The sequence below is a fragment of the Chitinophaga agrisoli genome (assembly GCF_008386695.1).
Taxonomy (GTDB): domain Bacteria; phylum Bacteroidota; class Bacteroidia; order Chitinophagales; family Chitinophagaceae; genus Chitinophaga; species Chitinophaga agrisoli.
Window position 1 is genome coordinate 481,069 of the sequence record NZ_VUOC01000001.1, and the last position, 19,820, is coordinate 500,888.

Here is a 19,820-nt window from a genome sequence, read left to right on the forward strand (position 1 = left end):
ATCTGTGCGGTCATCAACCTAAACCGTGGTTGTTATGCAAGGAATTTTTAAAGTGTTGAACGGACCTGGCAAACTGTATGTAAGCATGGCATGAATATGCTGCCGATGGTTAGCCGGTACGCCGTGTGGTTGATAAATATTATCTGGTGGCATGCAGCTGTTTTGCTGGTCTTCTGTAACTGTAATTATTATATAATTACGTTGTAAGTATCCTGTAATTATTCATCAAAGTATCCCCTACCTTTGCAGCGGTAAAAATTACATCCAGCTTTGAAAAATATTGCCATTTTTGCTTCAGGCGCGGGCAGCAATGCCCAAAAGATCATCGATCATTTCAGGGAGTCCAATATAGCCAGGGTTACATTGATCCTGTGTAATAAACCGGACGCCGGCATATTCCAGATCGCAGCCAAAGAAAACATCCCGGCAGTATTGATCGAAAAGGAACCGTTCTTCCGTGCGGATGATTATGTGCAGCTGTTGCAGCAGGCGCAGATAGACCTGGTGGTGCTGGCTGGTTTCCTGTGGAAAGTACCCGCCAACCTGGTACAGGCCTTTGCCAACCGTATCATCAACATACACCCGGCGCTATTGCCCAAATACGGCGGAAAAGGCATGTACGGTCATTTTGTACATGAAGCGGTGATCACCGCGGGCGATAAGGAAAGCGGCATCACTATCCATTACGTAAACGAAAAATATGATGACGGCGCTACCATATTGCAGGAGCGTTGCGAGATAACGCCAGCCGATACACCGGCTACCCTTGCACGAAAAGTGCAGGTGCTGGAACACGCCTGGTACCCGGTAATTGTGGAACGATTATTGACCTAAAAAAAGCCTGGCGGCTGTAAGGCCGTTAGCTATTTTTCCCCGGCAACTGTTATGAAACGAACACTATTTGTTTTACTGTCCATTTGTTGTTACTGCCTTACTTCCCGGGCACAGGATAAACCTACCTCCTTCCGGAACAGCACCTACATTAAAGCCAATGTAACCACCCTTATCAATGAGCTGGATGTTTATATTGAGCAGGAGCTGACCCAAAAGCTAAGCCTTGAATTAGGCATTACCGGCATCTATACAGACTATCCCGATTATGTGCTGGCCAAGAAGATCGATTTTGGCCAGAAAAAGCCTGATATCAGCACAGAGCAGTTCGTAGAGGGCCGTGGTCTGGGATTCCGGGCGGCGCTGCGCTGGTATATCTTCTCTATTTATGAAGGTAATTCCCGGGCGGGCGGCACTTATTTTCAGCCGGTGCTGTTCTATAAGAAAGTGTTTTATCCCAATGAAGAGGTGGAGATAATGGGGAATACCTATAAGGAATCTGCCAGTAAGGATGTGGCGGGGTTACAGTTGCTGCTGGGCCGCCAGTTCAAAAAAGATAAGATCATTTTTGACCCGTATATAGGATTAGGCATCCGCAGTAAGATCTATAATTACAGTAATTATAACAATAACAATGGGACGGTGCAGAACAGTGAAGGGCAGCTGGTGAGCTTTTTTCCTAGTTTACAGCTGGGGATCAAGTTGGGGCTGAAGCTGTAGTGTGATGGGTGTGCTGTTTGCGTGTTGATACTTTCCTGCTGGCAGTTTCCAGGTTGATGCTGCAGCCGTGTTTGTTGATCCCGTTGTTAATCCAGGCTGTCTGTTCCTTTTTGCCTGCTGATATCTTTCTCTCCCGCGCAGGCCCTTTGTAAGAGGTGTAATAATTGTTTACTGTCTATGTAGCCGCTGGTGCGGAAAATGATCCGGTAATGCTCATCCAGTAATACGATGGATGGGTAGATGACCGCATCGCCTTTCATGAGAACGTTAGCCAGCTGGTTCTGACCGCTGTTGTTACCCCGGGGCTGGAAGGCGTATACTTTCCCTTTGAAGTGGATCTCCCGTTTTTGTTCGGCATCCAGCGAAATGCTGTAGAAGCAGTTATTGAGCAGCTGTACTACTGGTTTGTTTTGGAGGGTGGTATGCTCCATCATGTTGCAATAGGCGCACCAGCTGGTACGGATAAGCACAAAGGTCTTGCGGGGCGCGGTTTGCATGGCGCTATCCAGCTTTTCGAAGGTGGTGTAGCGGACCTGGGCGGCGGCGGGGAAGGAGGAGAATAAGGCCAGCAATAAAAGCAGGAGGCCACGGATATGGGGGCCACCCCTGTATTGTACATGTCCCTTAGGCAAAATGTGGTGCATGATAATGATCGTTAAACTTCCTTATCCGGAAGGCCGCCACCCCTCCTATTATTTTACTGTCCAGCGTACGCCCAGGAAGCCCCGGATGCCCTGGTTAGGCGCGTATACATAGCTGGGATCGAACGTGAGGGCATAAGGGTTATCGGGCGTGGGCAGTACATTTCCCTGCGGGTCGTGTACCACCTTTTTGTCGAACGGGTCCGTTGACCGGGCAATGGCGTCTTTCCGTGGTCTGAAGTTAAGCAGATTCTTAACGCCACCGTATACCTCCCATCCATTCGTGCATTTTTTGGTGAATTGTATATTCTGCAGGCTCCAAACGGGCGAATTAGCCGGGCGGGGGTCCAGCGGGCCCAGGAGGGGCAGTTTCATGGGACCATAGATGTTACCGGTATAATCGATGGTGAGGCCCCAGCGCGCCAGGGTATAGGAGGCCGTCCAGGTACCGGTAACCCTTTCTGTGAGCAGGGGCCGTTGCTTTATGTTTTGGCCATTTACATGCGTGATGGTGTTTACATCCATGAGGGTGGCGCCGGCCAGGATCTTCAGGGGAAAGGAGAACGCGATATCCGCATTCAGGCTAAAGCCTTTGGAAACAGCGTAACCATCCAGGTTGTTATAGATGATGGAGTCCGGGCTGGTATTATAATCCGGTATGATCTTATTGCTGAAGCGCGTATAGAACGCAGACATATCCAGCCCCAGAAAGGCATTATTGAGATTGATCTTTTTAACGTAGTTGAGGTTGATGTTCCAGCTCTTCTCCGGCCGCAGATCTTCCCGGATCACTACCTGCCGTGCCCCGGTAAGGGCGGCATGATCTTCTGTAAATACAGATACTACCCGGTAGCCGGTACCTATGTTCAGCCGCAGCACATCCTGCTCCGTGGGCGCCCATTTATAGGCCAGGCGCGGCGTGAGGATGCTGCCATGGATAGAGTTATAATCATAACGCATGCCCAGCAGCAGGGTATGTTTGGGGAATAGCCGGATCTCGTCCTGTAAAAAGACGCCGGGCAGCCAGGTTTTGGTAGGCGCATCTGCGGGGCCATGCGGGGTGGGCTTTTCTGTAGCCACCGTATTATCGTCATAATAAGTATAACGCAAGGGGATGCCGGCCAGCAGGTTATGCGATCCCAGCTGTTTATCCCAGGTAAGCTGTGCAAAAGCGATCTTCTGGTTGGCCAGGAACCAGGTTTTGCCGTAGGCGGAGTTCTGATCATGTACGTTAAAGGAGTATTGCAGCATGATCTTTTCCCGCAGGGGCAGCTGGTACGAGCCTATCACTTCCAGGCGGCTGGTGCGGATGCTCTCTCCATAGATGCTGTCTGTGCCGCGCCATTGTTTGCCCCAGCGCATATCGCCACCCCAGCGGTCTTCATAATAATACCGGGCAGCCAGCGAGGCGATGCGTTGCTGTTTACGGGCGAAGCTCCATTTATTGAATACGGAAATGCGGTGTTGCAGGGTTACATCTGTAAAGCCGTCGCCATTGTTATCAATGGGGTGCTGGTAATTGTAATAGTTTACGCCCAATAAGGAGTGCGCGTTGCCGGCGTTAAAGCGCAGGCCCAGGTCTACATTGTATTCCTGCCAGCTGGTGCTGAAGACATCTGCCGTTAAACGCGGCGCCGTTTCCGGGTCTTTGGTAATGATGTTGATCAACCCCGCCACCGCTTCTGAGCCGTAGAGCGTAGAGGCAGGGCCTTTTACGATCTCCACCCTTTCTACCAGGCTATTGGGAATACCGGACAGGCCGTATACGGTAGAAAGCGCGCTCACGATGGGCATGCCGTCTATCATCACCATGGTATAAGGGCCTTCCAGGCCATTGATATGGATATCCCCGGTATTGCACACATTACAGTTAAGCTGGGGGCGTACGCCGTTTATATTCTGTAAGGCGTCAAACAGGCTGGGGGTAGGATTCTTACGGAAGAACAGGGGGGTAAATACATCTACCGGTACCGGGCTTTCCATTTTAGTGACGGGTTTAAGGGTGCCGGTCACCACTACTTCGTTAAGGCTGGAGGAGGCGGTTTGCAGGGTGATGTCCAGGCGGGTAATGCCGCCGGCTTTTATCTGTACCGGTTGCGCATGTTTTACAAAGCCTACGGCGCTTACCTGTAACTGATGGCGGCCGGCGGGGATGTGTTGCAGGGTGTACTCGCCGGCTTCGTTGGTGACGGCGCCGGTTTTTAGATCTGAAAAACCGATGCTGGCAAAGGGTAAGGGCCGGCCGTCTGCCCAGACTATGCCGCGGAGCTGCCCTGATGGGACGCTGTTTTGTGCCTGGGCTGCGGAGCAGGCGAATGAACAGTACAGAATATAGCGTATAAATTTGATCATCTGAAACAAATTATATTACAAATGTAGGTGAAGGTTTATAAGTATTCTAAATTTATTTTTAGACTGGCCTAAATTTTAGAGGGGATTTGTGGGGGCGGTATTAGGTTCTGGGAAAGCCGTGGCGACTGGGCGGCAATGAGTTCATTATTACAACACAGGAAAAGGATCCCTGAAATCATACCCCTCCTGCCATTGCTGTATCTCCTCCGCGGTACAGCTGCAGGCGTCCAGTTCCTGCGTAATACGCTGCTCCTCCAGCTCCTGCCCAATGATCACGATCTCGTTATAACGGTCTGCGAATACCGGATGCCAGCGATCCATCAGTAATCTATAGGAAGCTTTATCCATTTGCCACTCGTCGCGTGGGATGGCGCACCACCAGTACCCGGCCTTATCTGCACGGAGGGAGCCGCCGGCCTGGCTCCAGTTTATGGCGATGGCAGGCCGGGAGGCCAGCCATAACAAGCCTTTGCTACGCAGGATGTTGCCATGCCATCCTTCGTTAATATACTGCCACAACCGCTCCGGGTGAAAAGGCTGACGGCTGCGGTATACAAAAGAGTGAATGCCGTATTCTTCCGTTTCCGGGGTATGCGGGTTTTCCAGCGCGGCTATCCAACCGGCGTTTTGTGAAGTGCGGTCAAAGTCGAATAGCCCCGTATGCAGGATCTCCTTTAAAGGCACTACCCCATTGGTACTTTCGATGATACGGGCATCTGCGTTGAGTTTGCGTAATAAGGCTTTGAGCGTGTTTAATTCGTGCTGCGCTACCAGGTCGCATTTATTAAGCACGATCACGTTGGCAAATTCGATCTGCTCCGTGAGCAGGTTTACAATGCTCCGGTTATCTGCTACATCTTCTGTAAGGCCCCGTTCCTGTAGCAGGGTGGTACTGTTATAATCCCGGCTGAAGTTCCAGGCATCTACTACGGTGACCAGCGTATCCAGGCGGCTTACGCGGCTGAGGTCTATATTATTGAGCTCATCCTGGTAACAGAAGGTTTGCGCTACGGGCAGCGGCTCAGAGATACCGCTGGATTCTATCAGCAGGTAATCAAAACGTTGTTGCGCCGCCAGGGAGGCTACTTCGCGCAGCAGATCCTCCCGCAGGGTGCAGCAGATACAGCCATTGCTCATTTCTACCAATTGTTCGTCTGTGTGGTGCAGTACGTTTTCGTTCTTTACCAGCTGTGCGTCGATGTTTACTTCGCTCATATCGTTTACAATAACAGCTACGCGCAGGTTTTCGCGGTTATGTAAGACATGGTTTAGTAAGGTGGTTTTGCCGGCGCCCAGGAAGCCGCTTAATACTGTTACGGGTAATTGTTGCATATGGTGGGTTTATGAATGATGTTATGCTATGGGTTGTGGTATTTGAATGTTTGATTTAGTGCGTGTATGACTATGGTTTTTGGGTACCTGATTGTTTCATTTAACGCGTGTATAATTATGCTGCAGTTTTATGATAGTGCCTGCATTGCCGTAGGTTCCACCAGTGAGCGATGATAATGAACAAGGCCCCTGTTGCAATGATACCAAGGCCAGGCAGGCCGGTTTGCAGGAAATGCCCCAGCAGCAGCAATACCAGGCCTGTTATAAATAACAGCAGCGGTTTGCCTTGGCGGTGGTGATAACGGTAGCCTCTGTATAAAGCAATACTACCTACCAGGAAGGTGAAGCCCATTAGGCCATACTCCAGCGCCTCATTCTCCAATAACTGGAAGCCCATCAACGGCAGTAACATCATCATCAAAGGCAGCACGGCACAATGCACCGCGCAAAGCAGGGATGCGCCTATTCCCCAGGCATCCAGGTTTAACTTACGTAAAAACTTATCTGACATAATTCTTCTGTTTATAGATGTACGGCAAATGCCTGTCCGGTAGCGGTTTGGCGGAAATGAACGTATACGTATTATCCTCTTATTATATTTTTCGAACCTCGCATCGCTATCACAAAACTATTAAATTATTTGCAACTTAGTTGCGATTTATATTTTTTAATTTACTTTTACATGCATTAACAGTTGAGGTATGTTGCAGACTACTGGATTGGAATATCAATACGGAAAGAGAAAACTACGGTTTCCTGCACTGTATTGTGGAGCGGGAGAAGTATTGCTGATCACGGGATCATCCGGTGCAGGCAAAACAACTTTGTTGCATTTATTAGCGGGGTTATTGTTGCCGCAAAGCGGAGAGGTCCGCATTGCTGATACTGTCACTACGCGGCTGCCGGCCGCTGAGATGGATCGTTTCCGGGGCGCGCATACCGGTATTATTTACCAGCAGCCTCATTTCATTGCTGCATTGCAGGTAAGGGATAACCTGTTGCTGGCGGGCCGTCTGGCGCGTAAACCGGTAACACCTGAAGCCGTGAACCGGATCACGCATGCCCTGGGTATCCATCATTTGTTACAACAATACCCGGCCCGGCTAAGCCAGGGCGAGCAGCAACGGGTTTCCATTGCACGCGCGTTGTTGCCAGCACCGCCGCTTATATTGGCGGATGAGCCCACAGCCAGCCTGGATGATCATAACTGCACGGCGGTTGCAGAGTTATTGGCGGAGCAGGCGGGAGAACAACAGGCGGCATTGGTGATCGTTACCCATGACAGCCGTTTAAAAGAGGTATTTGCTAATAGGATACATATTGGCGAGGGATGAGAATGTAATGCGAGGGTAGGCGCTACTGGCGCGGGAATACGTGGACGAGGTGAGGGATGCCGGGTAAAGAGTGAGACAAAGGCATCCTTCACGGTTCACGTAAGAGTTTTGCTGTTTATATGCTGTTGACCGCAGCCATTGCTTGCCGATGATAACCAGAATTACTTTCATTCGATCACCGTTATTACTTACCCAATGATATTCAAGATCGCTTTCAAAAACCTGCTGCACCGGCCACTACGCAGCCTCACCAGCTGGCTGTTGCTTACCTGTGCCAGTGGTATGCTGGCACTGTTGCTGCTGGTGCAGGCGCAGGCGGGTCATCAGTTTGAAGACAATGTGGCCGGCATCGATATGGTACTGGGCGCTAAGGGCAGCCCGCTACAGCTTATCCTATCCACCGTATATCATGCAGACGCCCCCACGGGCAATATCCGTTTGCAGGAAGCACAACGCTGGATGCAGCATCCCATGGTACGCATGGCCATTCCCCTGGCGCTGGGCGATAGTTATAATGGTTTCCGTATTGTGGGCAGTACGCCGGCCTATATTCTACATTATGGCGGACAAATGGCCAGTGGACGGCTTTTTAAATCGTCTATGGAAGTAGTGGTAGGCAGCATAGTGGCGCAGCGTAACCATCTTCATATCGGCAGCCGGTTTAACGGCATGCATGGCCTGGGCGCTGCGGGGCATGTGCATGAAGGACAGCCTTATACCGTAACAGGTATATTATCACCGGCAGATAATGTGCTGGACCAGTTGGTTATCACGGCTGTAAACAGCGTATGGGATATTCATGCCCATCATGACGACGATGATGGGGATGAAGCGCCGGCACATGATACCAGCCGGCAGATCACGGCTGTGCTGTTACAGTTCCGCAGCCCTATGGCGCAGTTGCAGTTCCCCCGCTGGATCAATGAGCAGACGAATATGCAGGCGGCCGTACCGGCCATTGAAGTGAACCGGCTGTTATCGCTGATGGGCAGCGGTATCCAGCTATTGCGCATTATTGGCTGGCTGCTGATGGCGCTGGCCGTGAGCAGCATATTTTTTATGCTGCTGCAGTCGCTGGAGGAGCGGCGTTACGAACTGGCCCTGCTGCGTAGTATGGGCGCACAGCGGGTGCAATTATTGTCCCTGCTGCTGTTGGAAGCCGCTTTTCTGGGACTGGCCGGTATTATCAGCGGTTACCTGTTGAGCCGGGGCATCCTGGGTATCATACAGCCAGGTTTAGCGCAGCAGTTCCATTATACCATGCGGCACTGGTGGCAACCCGGGTATGCAGAAGGCGGCCTGGCGCTGCTTACCTGGTTTATTTGCCTGGCAGCCGGGCTGCTGCCCGGTATCCGGGCTTTCCGCTTGAATATCTCAAAAACCTTAGCACATGTTTAGTAGTACACAACGGTATTTATTGGCCGCCGGCGCTTTTTTGCTGGTGTCTTGTACGGATATCAGCCGGTTTTGCCGGCATAATGGTAATGGGTATCTGCAAAGATGGTTAGCAGCGAGGGCGGCAGGGATAGGGAATATGGGGGAAGGGATTGGGGGTAATGTTGTTAAAGCTTTTACGGTGGGTGGGATCAATGAGCAAGCGCATATTGTAACCGCGGTGGGCACTGCTGGAGACGCCACGGAGATCATCCCGGTGGATGGCCCACTGTTGGCGGGTGCAAACGCCGTTTCCCAGGCCGTTTTACCCGTTGCGCCTTCCGTCCACCCCGCCCGGGAGCAGGACCAGCCGCCACGTTCCGTTACCTGGCGGCAGCTGAAAGACGTGGTCTTTAACCGCATATGGGACGAAAAAATGGATATGCCGATGCTGTACCCTCAGTTTAGCCGCGGTATCAAGAGCCTGAACGGTGCTTATATCCGTATTGCAGGTTATGTGATCCCGCTGGATGTGAATGGCGGCATTTATGTGCTCTCCGCCAATCCTAACAATGCCTGCTTCTTTTGCGGCGGCGCCGGACCGGAGTCTGTGATGGCGTTAAAACTAAAACCCGGACATGCGCGGTTTAAGACGGACGATTACCTGACCTTTACCGGAAAGCTGCGGCTCAATGAGAAAAATATTTACGAATTATATTATAACCTCGATGGGGCAGCTATCGCAAACTAGCCAGCTAGTTTTGTCTTACCTTTGCAGGTAGATTAAAAAGCGGGGCTTTATGTCAAAAAAGAGCGTATTCTATATAATTTTCTTTGGGGTGCTTACCATTGCCTTTTTAGCGTATGCAGGATCTGTGATCATGGACGAAACCGGCAGTTTCTTTGGAAAGGAGAAATTACCGGTACTGGGCAGCCCCGGACATGTGATAGGCGGTTTTTCCTTTACGGACCAGGACGGCCGTACCATTACCAGCAAAGATGTACAAGGCAAGATATATGTGGCGGAATACTTTTTTACCACCTGTACCGGTATCTGCCCCAAGATGAACAAGAACATGGAAAAGGTATATGCCGCCTATAAGGATAACCCGGACTTCCGCATACTTTCCCATACGGTAGACCCGGAACATGACAGCGTACCTGTTTTAAAAGCTTATGCAGAAAAACATGGCGCGGACAGCCGGAACTGGTGGTTCCTGACCGGTACCAAAAAAGAGCTGTATAAACTGGCCCGGGCGGGATATATGGTAGATGACGGCACGTATACCGGCGAAGAAGACTTTGTGCACACCCAATGGTTTTCCCTGGTAGACGGCGAAGGCCGTGTACGCGGCCTGTATGAAGGCACCAAAATATCTGATGTGGATAAGCTGATCACGGATATAAAGCGGCTGATGGACGAGTGATGTGCGGATAAAAACGGTTTTTATGACAAACTACAATAAAGAACTGATCGGTGAGATATTACGAGGCAGCCACCTGAGCGTAACCGATACGCGGGTGAAGATCCTGGAGCTGTTTATGAAAAGTAATGGCGCGCTGGAGCACAGCGATTTTGAGAAGAAACTGAACGGCCAGGCCTTTGACCGGGTAACTATCTACCGTACACTACAGGCCTTCATGGATAAAGGCATTATCCATAAGATCCCTACCACGGATACCTCTGTACAATATGCCTTGTGTAAATCTGCCTGCTCAGAACATGACCACCACGATCATCATGTTCATTTTAAATGCGAAGAATGCGGCAATACCCTTTGCCTGGAAGATACTGATATCCCTTCTATCCAGTTGCCCAATGGCTATGCTATCCGCAATGTAGAGGTGGTAGTGAGCGGGGTGTGTAAGGAATGTAAATGATGTGTGGATGCGTACATCCACACATCAATATTGTTAAGCAATTGCGTCCATCTCTTTCTTCACGAAATCTGCCAGTTCTTTCACGTAGGCAGGTGAAAAATCAAAACGGATACCCGCTGCTTTGTATAACTCCGGTAAGGTTTTAGTGTTTCCCAGGCTAAGCGCCTTCACATAATTATCCAGGGCCTGCTGTTTGTTCTCCTTGTACTGTTTCCACATAGCGATAGCGCCCAGCTGGGCAATACCATACTCGATATAATAGAAAGGCACTTCGAACAGGTGCAGCTGCCGTTGCCAGTTGATGGCGCGATAGGTTTCCAGACCGCTCCAATCCACCACGTTGGGGGAGAATTCGTCCAGGATGCCTACCCAGGCGGCCGTACGCTCTGCTACCGTATGCTGCGGATGCTCGTAGATCCAGTGCTGGAATTTATCGATAGTGGCTATCCAGGGGAAGATGGAGATAGCGCGCTCCAGCTGCTGGCGGCGGGCGCGGCGCAACTCTTCCTTATCGCTGAAGAAGATATCCCAGTGATCCATGGTGAAGAGCTCCATGCTCATGCTGGCTACTTCGGCAATCTCCATGGGATATTCCTTAAAGGCGCTCAGGGCCAGGTTATGGCTCAGGAAGGAATGTACGGCATGGCCGCCTTCGTGCACCATGGTGGTGAGGTCCCTCATCTGGCCGGCGGCATTCATAAAAATGAAAGGCACGCCGGTTTCTGCCAGCGGGCAGTTATAACCGCCGGGCGCTTTACCTATGCGGCTTTCCAGGTCCAGCCGGCCCATTTGCTGCATAACGCGCAGGCAGTTGCCAAAGAAAGGTCCCAGCTGGTCAAAGGTATCGATGGCTTTGTTCACCAGTTCCTCCCCGGTATGAAAAGGCTCCAGCGGTTTTGTGCCGGCCGGTTCCGCTTCTGTATCCCAGGGGCGCAGTACATCCAGCTGCAGCTTTTGTTGCTGGCGTTGCAGGATATCCTTCACCAATGGTAGTATATGTTCCTTTACGGCTGCATGGAACTGGAAACAATCCTCTTTTGTATAGTCAAAGCGGCCCAGATCTTCGAACTTATAATCGCGGTAATTGGCAAAGCCTGCATTTCTGGCTACCTGGTCGCGTTTGGTGACCAGTGAGGTATACAGCTGGTCCAGGGTGTCGCGGTCTTGCAGACGGCGTTCGCTGGTTTTGCGGTATACTTCCTCCCGCAGGGTGCGGTCGCTGCTCTCCAGGAATTTGGCGGCCTGTTGCAGGGTGTATTCCTTTCCGTTTACCTCGATGGTCATCTTGCCGTTGATGACGCCATATTGCTGCGCCATTACGCTCAACTCTGCCTGCAGAGGCACGTTCTCCTCACGGAACAGCTTTACCTGTTTGCGTACGCTGCGCAGGTATGTGGCATAATCCACGCCCAGCTCTTTAGCGAAGGAGCTATCCAGCAGTTTACGGTTCAGGGCATCCGCGTAAGGTTGCAGCTTAGGCTGGATCTCCATGAAGAAATAGGTGAATGCATCTTCCAATGCTTTGTTGGCGGTGTCGCAGGTCATGCGGATCTGGCGCCAGGCAGCATCTTCACTTACAACGGCGTCCAGCTCGCTGAGGTCTTTTAACCATTGCTCCAGGTCTTGCGCACTATTCAGCGGGCGCTGTTGCAGCGCCTCAAAATATGGCTGCAGCGCGTCCCAGGTGGTAACGGTAAAATCCTCCGGCAGGAACCGGCGCAGCAGCTTTTCAATATTTGCGTTCATTGTATTCATCTTACTGTTCGTTGAATTCATCTTACTAAAATAAAAAATTCCAGGCAACAATGCCTGGAATCAGTTTAATTATCAACTACGGAACATTGCTCATGAGCTCCTTTAAAGGGAAATCATGGCGCGGATAATTACGAATCTGATCTAACTGATGCTTAATTCGTAATCCGTAATTGATAATCCGTAAATAGTATTACTCTTCCGTTTTCTTCTTACGGGTAGTGGTCTTTTTAGGCGCCGGGGCTTCTTCACCTTCGGCAGCAGGCGTTTCTTCCTTCTTAGCCCTTGGTTTCTTAGCCGGTTTTTCTGCAGGCGCAGCTTCCGCTTCAGCACCCGCATCTTCCTTAGCGGCAGCAGCTTTAGGGGCTTTTGCCTTCTTAGCAGGTTTTTCTTCAGCCGCAGCAGGCGCCGGGGCTGGTTCCGCAGCAGCGGTAAGGGCCTCTCCTTCAGCTGCTGCTTCAGGAGCCTGCTCTTCCTCCAGGACCTCGTCAAACTTCAGGAGATCATTGTTTTTGAGGATGGCAAACCATTTTACCATCTTCTTCATATCACTTACATATACCTTTTCTTCGTCAAAAGAGGGGTATATGTTCCGGAAATAACCCTTGATGGTGTTATTATCGGCATTGGCGGCGATCACAGGGAATTCCGCCTCTTTTTCCTGCATAGCTTTAAAAACTTCTGCCAGGTTTACATTATCACCAGTGGTAAATACTTCAATACTCTCCAGCGGGGTAAAGTTGTGCACGCGGGATGAAACAAAGCGGGTGCTTTTGTCTTCCAGCGAACGGACAATAGCTCCATCCTGTTTGCTGGCTAATAATTGAAACAAACCACCCAAACCGGTTACTGCAACTATTTCTCTATACTGCATGTTCAAATTTTTAGGAGCGCAAATATAAATAATTAATTTAAGATGGTTTAACGTAGTATACAGATTAATTATTACTTTAATCTCTTGGCCAGTACTACCGGTAACTTCCAATGCTTTAGTCTCCCCTGGTTGTCAAACATCTCCATAAAAATAATGTATATCCCGGCAGCAAGGCTTTGTTTCTTTTCATCAAGGCCGTCCCAGATAATATGATTACGGTTGCCCAATACGCCGTTTTGCAGCAATTGCCGTACCGGTCTTCCTTGGCTGTCAAATATTGTGATGTTAGCGACACCGGGCTCCCGGATGTTGCAGCTGATCACTGCCAGATCATCCATGCCATCCAGATCCGGGGAAAATACGGAAGGGACAACGGTTACTTCGCCCGCCAGTTCCGGCAGCCCCAGTTGTTGGGAGTTGGCGATGCCGGGCGTGGCGTAACCGGCTGTAATGGCTGCCGGATACCAGTTATGGACATCTGCCGTAGCCAGTCCGGTACTTAGCCGCTCCAGGGATACGCCCTTGGTATTGCCCGCCAGGGGTAACTGCATGTCTGGGGAATAAGGCAGGGCATCTACCTCTTGGCCGGCAACGTTGTACAGCGCCAGTGTACCGCCTTCATTGGGTAACAATGGTAGGTTATTTACCTGCAACAGGTTCTCAGCGGCTTTACAGGTATAATACCGGCATAAAGCATCCGGATCACGCGTAAGGGCCAGGTATTGCCCTGGCAGTAGCAAACGGCCATCTGTTGATAAGGGAACCGGATTTTCCGGCCGACCATCATCCCCCAACATGGAAATGTACAGACCGGAAAGGTCTATGACAGCATTGCCGTTGTTGTAGATCTCCACAAATTCCGGCGCGCCTTGCAAGGGATCGAATAATAACTCGTTGATGATCACGGTGCTGCTATCCGGTGTTGTTGGTAAACCTGCTGTAACACTGTTGTGAAGACCGGCAGGTTGACCAGTGCAATCAGTAATATTACTGGCTGTTATTGCATATATAGTGGCGTGCTGCAGGGGTGACGCCAAATGTAATTGAACAGTATTAAATAAGGGTGGCATCACGGTGGCGGCCGCAACAGTTAATGCGGGGATGATATGATATGCCGCCACGTTCGCGGCCAGCATACTATCCAGGGTTTTATTGAAATATAATAGGATAGTATGCCTGTCAGGCACATAAGCGCGTTGCAGGTCTATAAAAGTGTTATCTGTAGTGGAACTTGCAACAGAGTTAGACGCACCCGGTGTACCGCCAGTTGGCGCTGTGGAAGGTTTCCAGTTGGCCTGACCGTTACAGGGCGCTGCAGGCGATATCATCTCCAGGCTCCAGCCACCTTTTTCTTTTATGGCATCTGCATACCAGTTTCGGTGGTAGGCTACCGCGTGCATCAGGCGGCCATCAGCTTCATATAAAGCCAGCGTATCTGTTTCATTACCAAGGGTAGGAAATTTATCCAGGGGTAACAGGTTTTGTTGGGAGAATAGTGATGTTTTATCTGTCCGGCAGAGCAGCACCAAACTATCCGGTTGCAGCGTATAAACTGGCAGCACTGTTGCTCCGCCCGTGGCGGCTAACCGCCAACCCTGTAACTGTATATCATGAGGACTTACATTGCGCAACTCGATGAATTCTGCAGGTGGTAGACCTACCGATGGTTCAGGATCAGAAAATATTTCATGTATGAGTACCTGATAACGACCGGGTAGATAGTATAGGAAAGATACCCGGATGGTTTGCGCTATATTGCCGCCCGCATCGGTAATACCGTTTATTGTCAGCCGTACACTATCACCATCAGGAAAAGGCTGATCATAATACAGGTGTATACCATCTGCCTGCTGTATTACAGCTGCAGGAGCGCCTATATTATTATCTGCAATATATCTGGCTGCAGTAGTATCCACCCATTCAGAAAATTGTAATAACAATTCGCGGGCATTCAGCACTTTAACTGCTAGTAATTGCGGCGCCGTGGTATCTTTTACCAGCGGTATCACCTGTATATCATCAAAAAAATGTTTTTGAAAAAAAGACGCGGTAGATTGACGGATCAGTACACCAAAACAAACTGGTGCATGTACCTGGGAATCTGTTATGCTGCCTTGCAAAAAATAGTTACGGCCTGTACCGGAAGTATCTATCCATAAATGCCAGGTATCCATTTCATCACAGGTTACTTTCAGTTTTAATGTGACTGCGCGTTTGTTGGTAAGGCCATCACGTCCGTCAATTATCTTGTACGGCTCATGGTAAGGTGTTTTGCGATACAGGCAGATCTCATCATCCTTACCGCCAATGCGCACGAAATACCCTGCTGTAGCGGGATGCAGCAGCTGACTGCTATCCGCCTGCAGGAAAACATCTGCATAGTTGTTGGAAGAGGTGTTGAGATCCAGCTGCATCCACCATTCCCATATAGCGGGTGCAGGAATATTGGCCGGCGCGTATAGTCCAAAATAGCTATCCGGTTGCAGCCAATTGCTTTGAAGACGGGCCTCATTTACCTGCCAGGCCGTATCTGTACCATGCCAGGGAACAGATGGTCCATTAAAAAATTCATGAATCTGTGCGTGAGAAAGTGTTGAGAACAGCAACATTAACAGCGCTACGCCTCCAATTACAGGCGTTCGCATAAAATAAATGGTTGGTGAGACTGCGAATATAGAGAATAAGATAGTATTTTTGCGACTCCAAAATTCTGAAATGTAATATCATTCCAAAACGATCCCGTTGAACTCCAGCTAGTTAAATGCAGTGAACGTTCAACTTGGTCATAAAAAACAATCTTTTTCCACAATGAAAGTTGCCGTAGTAGGAGCTACCGGGCTGGTAGGCTCAAAAATGTTGCAAGTGTTAACGGAAAGAAATTTCCCGGTTACGGAGCTAATTCCCGTAGCTTCTGAGAAGTCTGTTGGTAAGGAAGTAACATTCAAGGGTAAGGCCTATAAGGTAGTGACTGCAGAAACGGCAATCTCCATGCGTCCTAATGTAGCGTTATTTTCTGCCGGCGGCAGCATATCGCTGGAATGGGCCCCGAAATTTGCGGCAGCAGGCATCACGGTTATTGATAACTCCAGCGCATGGAGAATGGATCCCTCAAAGAAACTGGTGGTACCGGAAATAAACGGTAAAACACTCACCCCGGAAGATAAGATCATTGCCAATCCCAATTGCTCTACCATACAAATGGTACTGGTGCTGGACCCTTTACATGCTTTATATGGCATTAACCGGGTAGTGGTATCCACTTACCAGTCTGTAACCGGTACCGGCGTAAAGGCAGTGAACCAGTTAATGAATGAACGTAAAGGTGTGACCGGCGAAATGGCATATGCCTACCCCATAGACCTGAACGTAATTCCCCAAATTGACGTTTTCCTTGATAATGGTTATACGAAGGAAGAGATGAAGATGGTGAACGAGACCAAAAAGATCATGGGAGATGAACGTATACGCGTTACCGCTACCACTGTGCGCATACCAGTAATGGGAGGCCATAGTGAGTCTGTAAATATTGAGTTTGAAAAGGACTTTGACCTGGCTGCAGTACGCAGTGTTTTGGAAAAAGCTCCGGGTGTGATCGTGGTTGATGATCCCTCACGTCAACAGTATCCGATGCCTAAAGATGCGCATGAAAGAGATGAAGTATTTGTAGGTCGTATACGCCGCGATGAAACGCAACCTAATACGCTGAATATGTGGATAGTAGCAGACAATTTGCGCAAGGGGGCTGCTACCAACGCGGTGCAGATAGCAGAATATCTGAATCAAAAGCAATGGCTCTGAGATCGGCCATAGATCACGGTTTACAAGACTTAACCATATAGTAATGTTAGTGTAGTTGATACACAACTAATTATGGTGAATTTTATTGTGGTCTATCACCTGCCGACTTTCAGCAATGCATATACGATTTTTGCGTATAAGTAATTGAAAGTCTCATCATTATGTTGAGATTGTTGATTAAATGTTCGTGAAAGAAGATCATAAGAAGGGTAAAAATTACACGGAAGTAGTATTGATTGGTGCTGTTTAATATTGGATTTTGGTATCATAATCCTATGCCGACTTGCTTCTATGAAAAATACATCAACTTATGCTAATACAAGAGAGAGTGCTATGCCGGAATCGTATATTTTGTCTAATCTGTAAATACCCTTAAATCCTATGAAGACCAACACCAATCGCGAGCTTTTATTGATGCACAAATTTACTGAAGAGTGGAGCAGCAACTTCTCTTCACAGGTATCCCGCATTATGAACATTGTTGATCAGCAGGATACGCTGGATGGCATTATACCTATTATTGAGGTAGCCAATGTGTATAACCAACGTTTTGCTCACACCAGAACGGACAAGGAAAATTTATTAAAGAACCGTAAAGCCCGCCCTTTTGAGTTTTTGATACACAAGAATTAATTTAGGGTAATTACAGAACAAATTGGAGGAGAAAAGGACGCGAACCCTTTTCTCCTTTTTATGCCTGTATGTGCCGTTAGGTTGCAATACGGCACATGGTTATCATATCTTTATTCGTGCAGGGCCCTATCCAGGAATTTGACAAAAGGCTGCATTACTGCAAATACTTTTAACACTTCGCGAACCAGCGCCGGTTGTGTACAGGTATCATCAGAAAAAGCGTGCCAGGCAGTAAAGCTTTTCAGCTTTAAGTATGCAATGGCAGGATTATCTGGCTGATAGCCCTGTGGTACTGTTTTTAAGGCCTCCCCTTCGATCTTACCAAAATATTTGATGAAATCTTTGTTGCCGATGATCTGTTGAAATTCGGCGAAGTTATAGTCGATCTCCTGTCTTACTTTTTTCAGGTTCACGGCTTCCGGCTGCCATAGTCCGCCGCCGGCAAAACTATTGCCACCTGGTTGCAGATGGAAATAATATCCTGGCCGGGGAGATTTACGGCCACCGGGCGAAAAAGAAGCGCCCATATTGTTCTTATAGGGAGTCTTATCTTTTGAGAACCTAACGTCTTTGTAAATACGAAAAACGCAATCCTTTACCTGCAAACCCTCCAGATCACTATCCTGTCTGTTAAGCCCGTCGATCAGCTGTTGTACCATGCTCTCAAAATCAGCCTTTGCATTCTGGTAATCGGATTTGTGCGTATCAAACCATTCCTTGTTGTTGTTTTTGTCCAGGTTCTTCAAAAATTTCAACGTGGTATCCTGCAACATGCTCAGTGGATTTTTACCGTACAATATAGGAAAAAAGTGAAAAAGGGTTCCGTCAGTTTAACGGAACCCTTTACAGGCGTGCATCAAGCCTTTGTTATATTTGCCTGAACTGTAATATCAGAAGCGATAGGTGGCTGCCAGCAGGATATTGGCGGTGTTGGCGGTTGGCGCGCCGGAATGTTTGTTAAAGATATCCTTTGATGCGTTATCCAGCCGGAACTCCGGCATAATGGTGAGATTGCCCACTTTATAGTTAACGGTAAGGGTGCCGGCTACTACGCTGCCACCTTCCAGTGAGCTGGCAAAGGTCTTGAGACGGTCTTTATCCTCGAAATATTCGCCGCGCAGGGTAAGCCCCAGGGTTTCTGTAAAATCGAGATTGATGTACAGGGCGGAGCCCCACCATTTAACGCTATGGTCTGCGTCGCCGTTACCATTGCCATTAGCTTCCTTTGTACGCGTATTTTTATAGGTGCTGAAAGTACCGTTATATCCCAGGCCCAATAAGGTGTTTACCTGGTAGGTGGCTACAAAATCCAGCTGGTGGTTTTGCATGCCGGCAGTGTCTTTTCCTTCCAGGTAGTTAAGGTATAGTTTCATGGGGATATTGGTGGGCGTAAAGCCTACCTGCGCGCCTACGTATTTATTATCGCTGAAGTTGACAGACTTGAGGTCAGTGGGATTAAAGACGCCTATCATGGCGCTTAAATAAGAGGTGATGGCAAAATCCGCCTTAACGCCGGTATTAAAGAAGGGGCCATTGCTGAACATATAGCTCATGCTGTAGTTACGGTTCAGGTAAGCATCCACCAGCTCGTAGCCCACATGCGTAGCAAAACTACCCAGGCTTATCTTGATCTTGTCTGTTACCTGGTAACCTACATATAATTGCTTAATGGCTACCGCGATGCCATTCTTACTATTGACGGTATCGTTATAGGAAAATTCAGAAGCACGTCTGCCAAAGCCCAGATCTGCTACAATGCTTCCTTTTTTGAATCCATGTTCTACTTTCAGGGATACCATTCCCAATTCAAAAGAGTTATGTGAATTGGTGAAACTGGTTTTATTATCCGTGGTGTTCCTGTTGAAATTATACTTGTAATACACATCCGCGGAACCGGACAATTTAAACGCCTCCTGTGCTTTCGCAGTGTCTGCCGTTTGGGAGAATGCAGCAAAACAAGTGCAGGCAGCGAATGTGGTCAGGATTGTTTTCTTCATTGTAAGGATTTTATTTTCATGGCAAAGCACAGCCGGTCTGATCGTGCTTCGACCAGCCGGGCATCAATGCAATGAAATTGGTTGATAAAATGTTGGAACGAACTAGTAAACTCCTATGCTACCTTTCTTTTACTGTGTATAGATTGCTTTGGGGGTGTATGAGAGGCAATGATATGCTGATAGATCAATAATGGATAATCAATAATTAATACAGCGTGTTAAACCTTTATTTTCCTATTAATTATCGATTATCCATTATTGATTGCGTCTTTTATCTTATCGTTATCGTATATAGTCTAAT

The 19,820-nt window shown here is 48.8% G+C and carries 18 protein-coding genes; 9 read left to right on the plus strand and 9 right to left on the minus strand.

Features of this window, described 5'->3' with window-relative positions:
- Positions 1-270 precede the first annotated feature (270 nt).
- Both purN and F0L74_RS01970 read left to right on the plus strand, forming a co-directional pair.
- The gene (gene purN / locus F0L74_RS01965) at positions 271-834 is read left to right on the plus strand and encodes a phosphoribosylglycinamide formyltransferase (protein ID WP_149836160.1); all 564 of its coding nucleotides are present in this window, start codon (positions 271-273) and stop codon (positions 832-834) included.
- A gap of 51 nt (positions 835-885) precedes the next feature.
- Positions 886-1,551: a hypothetical protein gene (locus F0L74_RS01970; RefSeq protein WP_149836161.1), complete on the plus strand. Its 666-nt coding sequence runs from the start codon at positions 886-888 to the stop codon at positions 1,549-1,551.
- 86 nt (positions 1,552-1,637) lie between these two features.
- Here F0L74_RS01970 and F0L74_RS01975 read toward each other — a convergent pair whose 3' ends face one another.
- The 4 genes from F0L74_RS01975 to F0L74_RS01990 all read right to left on the minus strand — a co-directional run bounded on the left by F0L74_RS01975 (position 1,638) and on the right by F0L74_RS01990 (position 6,387).
- On the minus strand, positions 1,638-2,195 hold the full coding sequence (locus F0L74_RS01975) for a thioredoxin family protein (RefSeq protein ID WP_149836162.1): 558 nt from the start codon (positions 2,193-2,195) through the stop codon (positions 1,638-1,640).
- A 48-nt stretch (positions 2,196-2,243) separates the two neighbouring features.
- Entirely contained in the window at positions 2,244-4,544 is a 2,301-nt protein-coding gene (locus F0L74_RS01980; RefSeq protein ID WP_149836163.1) for a TonB-dependent receptor, read from the minus strand.
- A gap of 147 nt (positions 4,545-4,691) precedes the next feature.
- Positions 4,692-5,876: a GTP-binding protein gene (locus tag F0L74_RS01985; RefSeq protein ID WP_149836164.1), complete on the minus strand. Its 1,185-nt coding sequence runs from the start codon at positions 5,874-5,876 to the stop codon at positions 4,692-4,694.
- Between the two features lie 115 nt (positions 5,877-5,991).
- A complete protein-coding gene (locus tag F0L74_RS01990) occupies positions 5,992-6,387 on the minus strand; it encodes a MerC domain-containing protein (RefSeq protein WP_149836165.1) in 396 nt (131 codons plus the stop codon).
- Between the two features lie 190 nt (positions 6,388-6,577).
- Between F0L74_RS01990 and F0L74_RS01995 the strand changes: the two genes are divergently transcribed.
- From F0L74_RS01995 to F0L74_RS02015, 5 genes are all read left to right on the plus strand, one after another.
- Positions 6,578-7,210 carry an ABC transporter ATP-binding protein gene (locus F0L74_RS01995; RefSeq protein ID WP_149836166.1) on the plus strand — a complete coding sequence of 211 codons (633 nt, stop codon included), beginning with the start codon at positions 6,578-6,580 and terminating at the stop codon, positions 7,208-7,210.
- Positions 7,211-7,405: 195 nt separating this feature from the next.
- A complete protein-coding gene (locus F0L74_RS02000) occupies positions 7,406-8,608 on the plus strand; it encodes an ABC transporter permease (RefSeq protein ID WP_149836167.1) in 1,203 nt (400 codons plus the stop codon).
- Positions 8,601-9,335 carry a DUF3299 domain-containing protein gene (locus F0L74_RS02005; protein WP_149836168.1) on the plus strand — a complete coding sequence of 245 codons (735 nt, stop codon included), beginning with the start codon at positions 8,601-8,603 and terminating at the stop codon, positions 9,333-9,335. Before F0L74_RS02000 ends, F0L74_RS02005 begins: the two co-directional genes overlap by 8 nt.
- A 49-nt stretch (positions 9,336-9,384) precedes the next feature.
- Complete coding sequence (locus tag F0L74_RS02010; RefSeq protein ID WP_149836169.1) at positions 9,385-10,011, plus strand: SCO family protein; 627 nt, start codon at positions 9,385-9,387, stop codon at positions 10,009-10,011.
- A gap of 22 nt (positions 10,012-10,033) precedes the next feature.
- A complete protein-coding gene (locus F0L74_RS02015) occupies positions 10,034-10,465 on the plus strand; it encodes a Fur family transcriptional regulator (protein ID WP_149836170.1) in 432 nt (143 codons plus the stop codon).
- Between the two features lie 33 nt (positions 10,466-10,498).
- Here F0L74_RS02015 and F0L74_RS02020 read toward each other — a convergent pair whose 3' ends face one another.
- From F0L74_RS02020 to F0L74_RS02030, 3 genes are all read right to left on the minus strand, one after another.
- On the minus strand, positions 10,499-12,211 hold the full coding sequence (locus F0L74_RS02020) for a M3 family oligoendopeptidase (protein ID WP_246197607.1): 1,713 nt from the start codon (positions 12,209-12,211) through the stop codon (positions 10,499-10,501).
- Between the two features lie 199 nt (positions 12,212-12,410).
- Positions 12,411-13,091: a DUF5606 family protein gene (locus F0L74_RS02025; RefSeq protein ID WP_149836172.1), complete on the minus strand. Its 681-nt coding sequence runs from the start codon at positions 13,089-13,091 to the stop codon at positions 12,411-12,413.
- 71 nt (positions 13,092-13,162) lie between these two features.
- Complete coding sequence (locus F0L74_RS02030; protein ID WP_149836173.1) at positions 13,163-15,736, minus strand: lamin tail domain-containing protein; 2,574 nt, start codon at positions 15,734-15,736, stop codon at positions 13,163-13,165.
- A 163-nt stretch (positions 15,737-15,899) separates the two neighbouring features.
- Between F0L74_RS02030 and F0L74_RS02035 the strand changes: the two genes are divergently transcribed.
- Both F0L74_RS02035 and F0L74_RS02040 read left to right on the plus strand, forming a co-directional pair.
- Complete coding sequence (locus F0L74_RS02035; protein WP_149836174.1) at positions 15,900-16,889, plus strand: aspartate-semialdehyde dehydrogenase; 990 nt, start codon at positions 15,900-15,902, stop codon at positions 16,887-16,889.
- A gap of 381 nt (positions 16,890-17,270) precedes the next feature.
- Positions 17,271-17,522: a hypothetical protein gene (locus F0L74_RS02040; protein WP_145710668.1), complete on the plus strand. Its 252-nt coding sequence runs from the start codon at positions 17,271-17,273 to the stop codon at positions 17,520-17,522.
- Between the two features lie 110 nt (positions 17,523-17,632).
- On the opposite strand, the gene F0L74_RS02045 is transcribed toward F0L74_RS02040, so the two are convergent.
- Positions 17,633-18,295 carry a DUF2461 domain-containing protein gene (locus tag F0L74_RS02045; RefSeq protein ID WP_149836175.1) on the minus strand — a complete coding sequence of 221 codons (663 nt, stop codon included), beginning with the start codon at positions 18,293-18,295 and terminating at the stop codon, positions 17,633-17,635.
- A 117-nt stretch (positions 18,296-18,412) separates the two neighbouring features.
- Positions 18,413-19,519, minus strand: coding sequence for a porin (locus F0L74_RS02050; protein WP_149836176.1), 1,107 nt, complete (start codon positions 19,517-19,519; stop codon positions 18,413-18,415).
- Positions 19,520-19,820 lie beyond the last annotated feature (301 nt).